11 protein-coding genes and 1 pseudogene are annotated in these 12,682 nt (G+C 41.6%); 4 read left to right on the plus strand and 8 right to left on the minus strand.

Features of this window, described 5'->3' with window-relative positions; translation table 11 throughout:
* Positions 1–163: 163 nt before the first annotated feature.
* Positions 164–340 (plus strand): annotated as a pseudogene (locus BCU91_RS13890) (NAD-dependent malic enzyme); the annotation flags it as partial.
* Between the two features lie 89 nt (positions 341–429).
* On the opposite strand, the gene BCU91_RS13895 reads toward BCU91_RS13890, so the two are convergent.
* The 5 genes from BCU91_RS13895 to BCU91_RS13915 all read right to left on the minus strand — a co-directional run bounded on the left by BCU91_RS13895 (position 430) and on the right by BCU91_RS13915 (position 6,314).
* The gene (locus BCU91_RS13895) at positions 430–1,368 is read right to left on the minus strand and encodes a Dyp-type peroxidase (protein ID WP_102438520.1); all 939 of its coding nucleotides are present in this window, start codon (positions 1,366–1,368) and stop codon (positions 430–432) included.
* Positions 1,369–1,477: 109 nt separating this feature from the next.
* Complete coding sequence (locus BCU91_RS13900) at positions 1,478–2,506, minus strand: ABC transporter ATP-binding protein (protein WP_102438521.1); 1,029 nt, start codon at positions 2,504–2,506, stop codon at positions 1,478–1,480.
* A gap of 1 nt (position 2,507) precedes the next feature.
* Entirely contained in the window at positions 2,508–4,139 is a 1,632-nt protein-coding gene (locus BCU91_RS13905) for an iron ABC transporter permease (RefSeq protein WP_102438523.1), read from the minus strand.
* Positions 4,140–4,194: 55 nt separating this feature from the next.
* The gene (locus BCU91_RS13910; RefSeq protein WP_102438525.1) at positions 4,195–5,214 is read right to left on the minus strand and encodes a Fe(3+) ABC transporter substrate-binding protein; all 1,020 of its coding nucleotides are present in this window, start codon (positions 5,212–5,214) and stop codon (positions 4,195–4,197) included.
* A 350-nt stretch (positions 5,215–5,564) separates the two neighbouring features.
* Positions 5,565–6,314, minus strand: a complete 750-nt coding sequence (locus BCU91_RS13915) for a ferredoxin--NADP reductase (protein ID WP_102438527.1) — start codon at positions 6,312–6,314, stop codon at positions 5,565–5,567.
* A gap of 317 nt (positions 6,315–6,631) precedes the next feature.
* On the opposite strand from BCU91_RS13915, the gene BCU91_RS13920 reads away from it, so the two are divergent.
* Together BCU91_RS13920 and BCU91_RS13925 are read left to right on the plus strand one after the other, a co-directional pair.
* Positions 6,632–8,113 carry an FMN-binding glutamate synthase family protein gene (locus BCU91_RS13920; protein WP_102531735.1) on the plus strand — a complete coding sequence of 494 codons (1,482 nt, stop codon included), beginning with the start codon at positions 6,632–6,634 and terminating at the stop codon, positions 8,111–8,113.
* 154 nt (positions 8,114–8,267) lie between these two features.
* Positions 8,268–8,468 carry a hypothetical protein gene (locus BCU91_RS13925; RefSeq protein ID WP_241900970.1) on the plus strand — a complete coding sequence of 67 codons (201 nt, stop codon included), beginning with the start codon at positions 8,268–8,270 and terminating at the stop codon, positions 8,466–8,468.
* 219 nt (positions 8,469–8,687) lie between these two features.
* On the opposite strand, the gene BCU91_RS13930 is transcribed toward BCU91_RS13925, so the two are convergent.
* Complete coding sequence (locus BCU91_RS13930) at positions 8,688–8,936, minus strand: hypothetical protein (RefSeq protein WP_102438533.1); 249 nt, start codon at positions 8,934–8,936, stop codon at positions 8,688–8,690.
* A gap of 138 nt (positions 8,937–9,074) precedes the next feature.
* Positions 9,075–10,862, minus strand: coding sequence for an ABC transporter ATP-binding protein/permease (locus tag BCU91_RS13935; protein WP_102475321.1), 1,788 nt, complete (start codon positions 10,860–10,862; stop codon positions 9,075–9,077).
* Positions 10,863–11,231: 369 nt separating this feature from the next.
* On the opposite strand from BCU91_RS13935, the gene BCU91_RS13940 reads away from it, so the two are divergent.
* Positions 11,232–11,405: a hypothetical protein gene (locus BCU91_RS13940; RefSeq protein ID WP_102438537.1), complete on the plus strand. Its 174-nt coding sequence runs from the start codon at positions 11,232–11,234 to the stop codon at positions 11,403–11,405.
* 42 nt (positions 11,406–11,447) lie between these two features.
* Here the strand turns inward: BCU91_RS13940 and aroG are convergent, their stop codons facing one another.
* Entirely contained in the window at positions 11,448–12,500 is a 1,053-nt protein-coding gene (gene aroG, locus BCU91_RS13945; RefSeq protein WP_102438539.1) for a 3-deoxy-7-phosphoheptulonate synthase AroG, read from the minus strand.
* Positions 12,501–12,682: the final 182 nt, after the last annotated feature.

Below are 12,682 nucleotides of genomic sequence, written 5' to 3' on the forward strand. Positions count from 1 at the left end.
GGAAGACATTCAGCAAGTGAGCAAATATATTGCTTTTGCAGTGGCTAAAAAAGCTATCGAGCAAGAATTAGCCCTACCTTGTCCAGATGAATTACTGCAACAACAAATTGAAAGTAATTTCTGGGAACCTGAATATCGCCGTTACAAACGCACCGCGTTCTAACTACTGCCAAGACGGGAAGACATTCAGCAAGTGAGCAAATATATTGCTTTTGCAGTGGCTAAAAAAGCTATCGAGCAAGAATTAGCCCTACCTTGTCCAGATGAATTACTGCAACAACAAATTGAAAGTAATTTCTGGGAACCTGAATATCGCCGTTACAAACGCACCGCGCTCTAACAGATAACAGACCAAAAAAAGCAATGCTGAGGCATTGCTTTTTTTATCGATAATTAACCTGCTACAGTCGGCTAATTTGTTATTTGCGTTTAATCATTGGCAAAACGGGCTAAAAAATCTAGCGAAGGCGCGAAGAATGATGAGCCGGTTAATGCCTTGGTAAACTGCATCAAATGATCATGATTACCATGGCCGTCACCATGCACCATACTGCGAAGCATTTCTTCAAAGTTGGTCGGTGTGCGACAGGTTGAAATAAACATTAACCCTTGTTCTTTAAGCGACCCAAATGGCATGCTCTGACGCAATATCTCCATTGAGTTACCTTGGGCATCTTTTAAATTAACTCGCTTAATATGGCTGGTTAACGGCTTATCTTCAGAGGCGTATTCAATATCATCTTGCTTGGTACGACCAATGATATCTTCTTGTTTTTTATTCGGTAAACGATTCCATTTACTTAAGTTGTGGGCATACTTTTGCACATGAATATAACTGCCACCTTTAAAGCTGGCATCCTCATCATCAACTAAAGCCACTTGCTGACGATTACGGCCTTTCGGGTTTTCGGTGCCATCAACAAAACCAGTTAAGTCACGGCTATCCATAAAGCGGAAGCCACGCTCTTCTTCAATCAGCTCAACCAAGCCTTCAAACATTTGGTTGATTTCATTGGCCACTAGATGAAGGATGTCGTAACGATCGCAACGAATATGCACAAATAAATCATATTCAATGGCAGGCGCATCACGATTTTCAGCTTGCATCGCTGGGAATGGACGCAAATGTTTAGGACGTTGTTCACTATAAAGTGAATCCCAATAGTTAGCGCCAATAGCTACAAAGCCATTAAAGGCACTATCTGCATATTGATCTGTGAGCTCATAGATGTATTGAGCAACATTGGCTAAACAAGGGCGTAATTGAGCTTCAACAGCGTCATTTGCATTAAACATCAAATAGACGCTATGCAAATTACCTTCGGCACAAACCCCTAACTGTTCGCGAGGCATATTCTGATTTTCCATGTTGGAATCAATCACCTTTATCAAATATAAGAGAGCATAATTGTAAGGTAATTGAGCAATTAATTCCTTGTGCTCAAGCTCAATTTTTTAACAACTTTGATACGCATCACTAAAAAATAACCAGTGAATGTGGCGAGATTGATAAATTGACTTTCAGACCTAAGGTCAGTTCAGTTAATTGGCTTCTAACTTCGAGCGTTTGTTGTCCTACCTTAACCCAATAATGACAAATTGTACCTAGAAAACGACGCTCAATAATTTCACCATGGCCTTGAGAAGCAGGTTGTAGATCAATCTGTTGCGGTCTAAGTAGCAACTGGCCTTGATAGTTAGCAGCTTGAGATAACTCAGAGGTACTTTCAATTAATCCCAGAATAGATGACACTTGCTGCTGATTTTTCACCATCACAGATAAATAATTACCCGCACCAAGAAAATCAGCCACATAACGCTCTTTAGGGTGAGCATAGAGGGTTTCAGCTAAACCGTGTTGTACAATGGCGCCATCTTTAAACAATGCCAGCTTATCAGCAAACACAAAGGCCTCATCTTTACTGTGGGTCACAAACACCGCACTGACATTACGCTGTTTTAATATTTGCCTGATCTCTAACATCATTTCATTTCGTACTTGGGCATCAATGTTAGAAAACGGTTCATCAAGTAATAATAATTCAGGCTCATAGGCTAATGCACGAGCAATAGATACCCGTTGCTGTTGTCCACCTGATAACTCATGGGGGTAACGCGACTCTAGCCCTTCAAGCTTGACCAGTTGTAGCATCTCTTCAAGCCGGGCTTTACGTTGACTATTATCCAGCCCATTGACCCCAAATAACACATTCTCACTGACAGTTAAGTGCGGAAATAAGGCATAGTCTTGGAAAATCATTCCAATGCCGCGATGTTCACTGGCAACAAACGTGTTGTCACCACTTAAACACTCACCATTAATTGAAATACAGCCCTGGCTGATGGCCTGTAAACCTGCAATAGCACGTAATAAGGTGGTTTTTCCGCAACCACTTGGGCCAAGCAGTGCAACGATTTCACCTTGTTCTAAAGTGAGATCGAGCCCTTTAAGAATCACCTGTCCTTGGTAGTCACTTTTTACATTTTGAATGGTCAATGTGGACATATTAGCTCTCTTGCTCCAATGAACGGTTTAGATAAATCAATGGCACTAACCCAACTAAAACAATCACGATAGCAGCCAAAGCGCCATGTTCGAGTTGTTCATCGGAGACAAACTGGAATACATAGGTGGCGAGGTTTTCAAAACCAATGGGTCTTAACAATAGCGCTGCGGGTAGCTCTTTCATGCTTTCAATAAACACTAATAATGCCCCTGCAAAAATGCCTTTGCGTAGCAGCGGTAAATGCACTCGCCATAATAACTTAGTCGGCTTTTGCCCCATGGTAATACTGGCCATATCCAAGGAAGGCGAAATACGTTTATAGCTGTTTTCAATGCTGCCAATAGATATCGCCACAAAGCGAACGCAAAAAGCAAAAATTAGCGCGATCACGCTACCGGTAAATAACAATCCTGGGCCGCGCGCACCAAAATAGTCATAGACATCATTTATAGCAAAATCTAAATACGTTAATGGCACCAACACGCCAATAGCCAGCACTGTGCCTGGTATGGCATAGCCTGTGCTACTTAATCGTGAAGGTAATAGGTCTGCCCGACGGGGGCTTACGCGCCTAACAAACATCAACACTAATGCCAGTAGCACACATATAAAACTCACGACGAGGGCAATATACAAACTGTTGAAACTGTATTGCCAAAACTGGCTGTTCCAGCTCTGGTCAAAGTAGTCGATGGCGTAGCCGCTTAATACAATAAAAGGTAATAAAAACGCGAGACCAATCAGCAGGCTACAATAGCCAAAGGCGAGCCAAGCTTTAACACCTTTTAGCTGGTATCTGTCTGATTCAGTTAACCTAGACTGCTTTTGATATAACTCTTGTTTGCGTCTGGCAAATCGCTCAAAACCCACCATGGCAAAAATCACCAGCAACATAATGGCTGATAATTTTGCTGCTGCCGATAAGCTGCCATAACCCAGCCAAGTGTCGTATACCGCAGTGGTTAAGGTTGGCACCGCAAAGTAACTCACTGTAGCAAAATCGGCAGCGGTTTCCATTGCCACTAATGCCATCCCTACTGCAAGTGCCGGCCTGGCCATTGGCAGGCCTAAACGCCAAAAGCTTTTCCACGGGCTACAGCCCATAATTCTAGAGGCGTGCAATAGGCTGGAAGATTGCTCCATAAAAGCCGTTCTGGCTAATAAATAGATATAAGGAAATAACACCAATGACAGCATAATTGCTGCGCCGGTTAGGCTGCGAATATCAGGGAAATAATAATCTTGCGGTGATGTCCAGCCAAACACTTGCCTTAGCAACTTTTGTACAGGACCGGCGTAATCAAGCATGTCGGTATACACATACGCGACAATATAAGCAGGCATTGCCAGTGGCAATAGCAGCGCCCATTGAAAGTAACGTCTGGCGGGGAAATGACAACGAGCTACCAACCAAGCGGCTGGCACTGCAATCACTAAGGAACCGACACAGACCTTCAGCATCAGCAATAGGCTGTTACTAATATAGGTCGGTAAAACGGTGTCAATTAAGTGACTAAAAACAGCTTCGTCAGGGAGTGTAGCTTGTACTAAAAGTGCAAAAAGCGGCAAAATTAATATTACCGCAATTGCATAACCAGCGAACGACCAGCCTCTGGTTAAGCCTAAGATCATAAATACTTTCCAGTCTATGCCGCGTTATCGGTTAACGCGGCGAAATAAAGCATCCTTACAGATCAAATTTTACTTCATCAATTAGCTTCACTGCCGCTTGATGGTTTTCTGCTAGCTTAAAGATTGGAAGACTATCTGCATTGAAGTCCCCCCAAGAGGCTACCATGTCAGAAGGGGCAACATCGGCTTTTACCGGATATTCCATGTTAACTTCTGCGTAAAGACTTTGAGCTACATTAGATGATAAAAATTCCATCAATTTTATAGCATTATCTTTGTTTGGGGCAAACTTAGCTAGTGCCATACCTGAAACATTTATATGGGCACCGCGGTTATCTTGGTTAGGAAAGTTGATTTCCACTGATTCAGCCCAGCTTTTTTGCTTAGGGTCCTTAATCATCTTACCAAAGTAATAACTGTTACCTAAGGCGATATCACATAAACCTTCGTTTACCGCTTTAACTTGCGCGCGATCATTGCCTTGTGGTTTACGAGCTAAATTGGCTTTAAGCCCTTCTAACCACGTTTTGGTTTCAGCTTCACCGTGATGGGCAATCATTGAAGCAACCAGGGCAATGTTATAAGGGTGCTTGAAACTACGAGTACAGATTTTGCCTTTATATTGCTCAGAGGCTAAATCTTCATAATTAATATCTAGCTTACCTAAACGCTCTTTTGAAGAATAAACATTACGTACCCGCATGGTTAATGCGTACCAATCGTTACTCGGTGAGCGGTATTGGGCCGGGATATTGTGATTTAAAGTCTCGCTATTCACATCAACAACTAATTTTTTATCAACGAGTTCCATTAAACGAGAAAAGTCAGAGGTTAACACTAGATCTGCAGGAGATAAGCGCCCTTCACGAGCAATACGCTCAGCGATGCCATCTTTGGCAAAAACCACATTCACCTTGATGCCAGTCTGTTCGGTAAATTGCGCTAAAATGGGTTCTACTAGAAAAGCTTGACGATAAGAATAGATAGTAAGATCTTCAGCAGCGGTTGCTGAAATTGAACTTAGTGACGATACTGCTGCTAATCCTAACAGTGCCAGACGCTTAAACGACTTCATTCCAAATTCTCCTTGGCGTTGCGTTACTTTTTATCAGCATAATGGCCCCGTACAGGGGGACTTTCATAATACTAACGAGTAACTGCTTATAGAAATGATAACAGTTATCAATTGCGATAAGGGTAATAGATCACTATCTAAGGAGCAAGTATTGTTTAAGGATATAAGCTAACTAAGATTAAAATATATTTTTTAAATGTACTGCATTAATTACAGCTTCTGCGCTTTTCGCAGCAAGCGAATAAACAGTTTAGCCATTGATAATGCGAGTTACAGCAATGTTACTGCCGAAATACTAACAAGCTACAGCTCGCTAGTTACTCGCTAACGAAAGTCTATTTAAAAGCAGGCTACCAATATTTTTCGACGGTAATTTGCCCTGGTGCTCGACGTAGATTCTTCACTAACCCCTTTTCTATTAGTACCGTTTGCGCATCAGAAATCATTCCTGGATTACCACAAATAAGTACTTGTGAGTTATCTTGCGACAAGGTAACTCCAGCCGCTTGTTCAATGAGACCGCTACTTAACCCATCAGGGATACGACAAGATAAGCCGTCTTTATATTCTTCACGAGTGACAATAGGTATCAGTTCAAATTTTTCGGGATATTGTTGCTGCAGCGCTTGTAATTGGGGTAAATAAGCCAAGTCTGCAATCATCCGCACACCGTACACCAGCACCACTTTTTCAAACCGTTGCCACGGCTCTGCTGTTTCCATAATCGATATAAAAGGCCCCACGGCAGTGCCAGTTGCCAAAAACCACAAATCAGGGCCTTGAAGTGCCCCTGAGGGGATTTCATCTAAAGTCATAAAGCCTGATGCCTTGGTGGTTACTTCGATGTTATCGCCAATTTTAAGTGCCTGTAAATCTGGAGATAACTGACCATCTTCAACAGCGACGGCCAGCACTTCGACATAATCTTTACCGGGTGGGTTAACGATAGAGTAGGCTCTAGCAATGCGCTTATCGTCACGCATCTGACTCAGTTTAATAAACTGACCGGCAATAAATGGCTCAACATCGGCGCGAATACGCAGCGAAAACAACTTGTCATTCCAATCTATACGTTCAATTACAGTACCAGTTGTCCACATAGGGTAATTCCTTGATTTTAGATCTGCTATTTATCTACTGGCAGGGTCTTTAAACAACATTTGGCTAGACCTTACTGTATTAAACTATAGGTTTGATCAACGCCTTCGGCAATAGCTGGGTAAAACTGTTTTAATAGCAATCAAACTCTATCGCTTACTTATACTTAGCTAGAACAAGGTCAAATTTTTTGTCATAAATATCCCCCATCAGCCATACTGAGGATAGTCATAAATCTGCATATCTGGTTAAAATAAACGCAGATAATCACAGGCTAGCGTCAAATTTGCATCAAACAGATCATTTTTAAGGAACAAAAATGCAGAAGAATTGGTTTATTTGGGGATTAGAAGTTTTTACGGGATTATTTCTTGCGTTTATCGCACTGTTCTTTATCGCGATGATTTATATGTATCTCGCAGATAAATTACAAACCAAGCAAGCGATTAGGCATAACTATCCAGTTATTGGCAGATTTAGATACTTATTTGAAAAACAGGGTGAATTTTTCAGGCAGTATTTTTTTGCCCAAGATCGAGAAGAATTGCCCTTTAATCGCGCCGAACGCAGTTGGGTTTATCGCGCTGCCAAAGGCATAAACCGCACCATTGCCTTTGGCTCAACCCAAAGCCACGATAAAACTGGCAGCATTATGTTTTTAAATGCGGCCTTTCCTAAATACGATTCTGATGAACATAATGACGCTGTCATCACCATTGGTACAAACTGTACTCATCCCTATGCGACAGCGAAAGTATGCCATATATCTGCGATGAGTTTTGGTGCGCTCTCGCGCCCAGCGATTACTGCGCTATCCCATGGCGCGGCCCAAGCGGGTTGCTGGTTAAATACTGGCGAAGGCGGATTAAGTGAACATCACCTTAAAGGTAACTGTGACTTAGTATTTCAAATTGGTACCGCCAAATATGGTGTACGTAATGAGCAAGGGTTATTGGATGATCAAAAACTTGAGCAAATCGCAGCCCATGATCAGGTAAAAATGTTTGAGATTAAGTTAAGCCAAGGCGCAAAACCTGGTAAAGGCGGGATCCTACCTGGCCTTAAGGTCACCAGTGAGATCGCCGCCATTAGAGGCATTCCTGTTGGGGAAGACTCAATAAGCCCCAATGGCCATCCTGAATTTAATCAGGTCGGCGATATTCTGGATATGGTCGCGCATATCCGTAATATCACCGGTAAACCCACAGGTATCAAAGCCGTCGTTGGAGACGAGCAATGGCTCATTAATTTATGTGAAGAAATACTGCTACGAGGCATTGAACACGCGCCGGATTTTTTTACTTTAGACAGCTCAGAAGGCGGCACTGGCGCTGCGCCGCAGGCATTAATGGACCATGTGGGTTTACCGCTTAAAGAAAGCCTGCCAATTTTAGTTAACCTGTTAAAACACAAAGGCCTCAAACAACGCATAAAAATTATTGCCAGCGGTAAAATGGTGCTGCCCTCGCAAGTGGCGTGGGCACTGGCAACGGGGGCAGACTTTATTGCCTCAGCGAGAGGTAATATGTTTGCTTTAGGCTGCATTCAAGCATTGCAATGCAACAAAGACACCTGTCCAACGGGTATCACGACCCATAACAAAAAATTACAGCAAGGCTTAGATCCGCGCAATAAGTCGGCAAGAGTGGCAAGCTACAATCGCTCACTGCATTATGATTTAAAGGTTATTGCTCATTCTTGTGGGGTGAGTGAGCCAAGACAATTAACCCGCCATCATGCGAGAATAGTCACTGACAGTGGCGTATCTATTTCATTAGATAAGTTTTATCGGCAATACTGATTTGGACGCACATGATCCGCAGCACTTATACCAGTAGCCGTATTATAGCTATTAGACTTATCGCTAATTAATTGGCCAGTTCTAATTTTGAACTAAGCCCCATTTAGGTGTAAAATCGTGACTTAGAGCAAGCTTTTATCAAAAGGGTTTACATTTGAAAGTATCACATTCATTAATGACGCCAATGATGTCTGCAAAGACAATATCATTAACCTGTAATAACTGCGAAAGGATGTCAGAAATTGAAGGTGAGAAAATCTGTTTTAACCAAGGCGAAATCAGACGATTAACCCTTGATGCTAACGCAGAGTCAATCATTAAAATGGTTTGTAATAGTTGGTCTAAAAACGCTTAATAAGCCGTTAATAAATCGCACTATTTAAGTCTTTGCTATAACAGTGGTGAGCGCTAAAAGCATTCCCTTAATAGGCTAAATCCACCAAAGGTCAATAACAGATTATAGTTAGCAGAAAAAGCAATTAGATTGCTTTTTCTGGCTTGGAAACTTGTGGTAATTTAAGCTTGATGGCTATTTAGCTACTATATTCGCAGCTAAACATGACTAGTCGGTGATTTAAATAAAAACATCTTCGGCACTATCATCGGCTTTTAGTAAACTATCTTCACTGTTATTGTCATTGATTTTAGCCAAGGTTAAACCGCGAGTGGTAACAATCAATCCTGCGCACAACTCATCATAAACAGTTTGTAGTTCATCTTGATTCATTTCTCGATTTTCAAGCGTTGCCATAATTGCAAACCAATCAGTAGTCACTTTATGTTGTGTACCTTCTAAGGCTGCTATTAAAGAAATGTTTTGCACCCACGACCTCCATACCTAGATTTAATTACCAACTAACTTCCTACTTACCTATACGAACTCAATCCTTTCAAGGCAATTAATACTAATTATACACAAAAACGCCACTATCAAAGAGATAAAACTGCTAACAGCCACTTATCAGAGGGAGAGCGCCTGCTCATTTTGAATTTTCCATAGTTTGGCATAGACCCCATTAAGCGCTAACAAGGTGTTATGGGTCCCTTGTTCAGCCACCATTCCATCTTTAAGTACCACAATTTTATCGGCATCAATAATGGTGGATAATCGATGTGCCACCACCAAACTCGTATGACCTTTAGCAGCATCTTTTATCGCCGTTAATATTGCTTGCTCTGATTTACTGTCCAAAGATGATGTCGCTTCATCAAAGACTAGTATCGGCGCAGCTTTTAATATTGCTCTGGCAATGGAAACGCGCTGCTTTTCTCCGCCAGAAAGTTTAAGACCGCGCTCGCCGACTTTAGTATCCCAGCGCTGTGGTAATGACTCAATAAACTCAGTTAAATTCGCCAGCGCTACTGCACTTTTAACTTCAGCTTCAGTCGCATCAGGGCGACCATATTGGATATTTTGAAAAATGCTATCGTTAAACAAAACAGTATCTTGAGGGACGATTGCAATAGATTGCCGCAGCGCTTGTTGCGATAGGCCTCTAACATCTGTGCCATCGATACTAATAGCGCCAGAGTTTACATCATAAAAGCGAAACAACAGTTTTATTAAAGTGGATTTTCCGGCGCCGCTTTCACCCACCACTGCGACTTTTTGTCCCGCTGGTACAGTGAAGCTCACCCCTTTAAGAATGGGTCTGTTATCGTAATTAAAGTTCACATCATGAAATGACAACGCGCCAATCGTTGGCGAGATATCTGTGGCATTCGCTTTATCATTAATGCTGGGCACTTTATCCAATAAATCAAACATCCGCTCAATATTAGCCAGTGCCCCGCGTATTTCACGATACACAAAACCCAAGAAATTTAACGGGATAAACAGCTGCATCATAAAAGCATTAATTAATACAAAATCACCTAAGCTCATATTACCTGCGGTAACTTCTGAAGCGGCTAGCCACATCATCGCCGTCATCGCCACAGCGATGATTAACGCTTGGCCCGCATTTAAAGCAAATAATGATAGACGGTTTTTACGTTTTGCGACCTCCCACTGCTCTAGTGCAGAATCATAGCGATTTGACTCATATTGCTCATTATTAAAGTATTTAACTGTTTCATAATTTAATAAGCTGTCGATGGCGCGAGTATTCGATAAAGAGTCAGCCCTTGCAGCATCCCTAACATAGCCGGTGCGCCACTCAGTGGCCACAATTGAATAACCAATATAAGCAACCACGGCAACCAAGGTAATAAGCGCAAAGCCAACACCGTAGTTATAAAGGAAAATGCCAACCACTAAAGCAATTTCTAATAATGTCGGCACAATATTGAACACCATAAAGCGCATCAGAAAACTCACACCACTGGTGCCGCGCTCAATATCTCTTGATAACCCGCCGGTTCGTCTGTCTAAATGAAAATCAAGATCTAGGCGGTGCAAATGCTCAAATACGCTCAAGCCTAAACGGCGAATGGCTCTTTCAGTCACCCGACCAAACAAGGTGTCACGAATTTCGCCAATGACTACATTTAAAAAGCGCACCCCGCCATATGCAAGCACTAATGCAATAGGCACAGCAACAATAGCTGCGGTGCGTTGGCCATCTAAACTGTCGACTAAGTCTTTTAAAATAAATGGCAAACCAACACTAGCAAGTTTGGCAATGACCAAACACAACATCGCCAAAAAGATGCGACCTTTAAACTCAAATAAGTAGGGCACTAATAACCCAACGACTTTCCAATTAAGCTTGCCTACTGGTCCATCAAAATACGCCGACGGTCTCATTCATTACCACCAATGATTAAATTTAAGAATGTTTATTTCGAAACTAGCTTTTACTTTTGCCACCACACTAAGTTAACACTTAGTCGCCAATTTAGTGTGACTTGATTTGAGCAAGACTAAAGAATTTGTTTTAAGCAGCCAAAATTAAATCATCATAGCGTTTAATATCGACGCTAATAGCACTTTAGACTTACAGATATTATCATTTGCTAGTATCAAAGGTTATTTTTTAGCAAAAAAACACAAAATATTGCAAAATCAGCTTGGTTTACAGTTCTGCAACGAAAAAGAATTTGCTACTCTTTACTCGTTACTTGTTAGCGATTTCCATTAATCATTCACCTTTATTCCCAGTTCAAAGGACGCAATATGTTAGACGCAGCAAAAACGCAGGCTCCACCAATGCAATTAATTCAAACTTGGGTGTGGATGATGATTGAGTCTGGTAACCCTGAGCTTCAGGATAAGGGAAGAAATAATCTTATTTCTGCTTTTGGTAGCCTTGCAAAAGCCAATGAATATTTAGCTAATAGCAATAATTAAGGCGCTAAAAAGCGCCTTAATTATTGGAGACAAGCAGCACTGTTAGCCGCGGCGATTTAATACGCTTTGATTTAACGTGGCTAATAGCTTTTCAGTATCACTCCAGCCAATACATGCATCAGTTATGCTTTGGCCGTAACACAACTCCTTGCCGACCACGAGATCTTGGCGGCCTTCTTCAATGTTGCTTTCAACCATCACCCCAAAAATATTGTGATTGCCTTGGCTAATTTGCCCAGCAACATCTTCAGCCACTAGCATCTGTTTATTAAAGTCTTTACTGCTGTTAGCGTGGCTAAAATCAATCATAATGTTAGCAGGCAATTTGGCGTTCTCTAATTGAGTTTCAATAGCACTAACATGAGGTTGGCTATAATTAGGCTCTTTACCGCCGCGCAGAATAATATGGCAATCTGGATTACCTTTCGTGGATACAATAGCTGAGTGACCAAACTTGGTGACTGACAAAAAGTGGTGCGGAGCACTTGCTGCACCAATCGCGTCAATCGCCACTTTAATGGTGCCATCAGTACCATTTTTAAAGCCTACAGGGCTCGATAAACCTGAAGCAAGCTCACGGTGCACTTGTGACTCTGTAGTACGGGCACCGATGGCTCCCCAACACATCATATCTGCCACATATTGCGGCGTGATCATATCAAGAAACTCACCGGCGGCTGGTATGCCAGATTCATTCAAATCGACCAATAATTTACGCGCTGTTCGTAGGCCGTCATTAAGCTTAAAGCTATTGTCCATGTAAGGATCATTGATCAGCCCTTTCCAACCTACCGTAGTACGAGGCTTTTCGAAGTAAACACGCATTACAATTTCTAGTTGATCTTTAAATTGCTCACGTAGAGCAATTAAACGCTTGCCATAATCTAAAGCTGCGACGGGATCATGTATTGAACAAGGGCCAATAACAACAAGTAAGCGATCATCTTGTTTGTTTAAAATTCTATGAATGCTATCTCGTGCATTAAACACTGTTGCTGATGCTGCTTCTGACGCCGGAAATCGCTCTAAAATAGCAATTGGGGGCAATAATTCTTTTATCTCATCAATTCTAACGTCATCATTTTTGTAATACATAGTTTATACAACTCCAGCAAACAGTTATTTATGCCAACGTTAAACGTTGAGCAGTAAAGCATTACGGACAGCTTTATATTTCAAACACTAGCATACAATAAAACATCCAATCTACGGTTTTATCAAATTATTCAATTTAAATTACTGTTATTAAATAGCTTTCATATTCAAAATATAAAATA

The sequence above is a fragment of the Shewanella sp. 10N.286.52.B9 genome (assembly GCF_002873635.1).
Classification (GTDB): Bacteria; Pseudomonadota; Gammaproteobacteria; order Enterobacterales; family Shewanellaceae; genus Shewanella.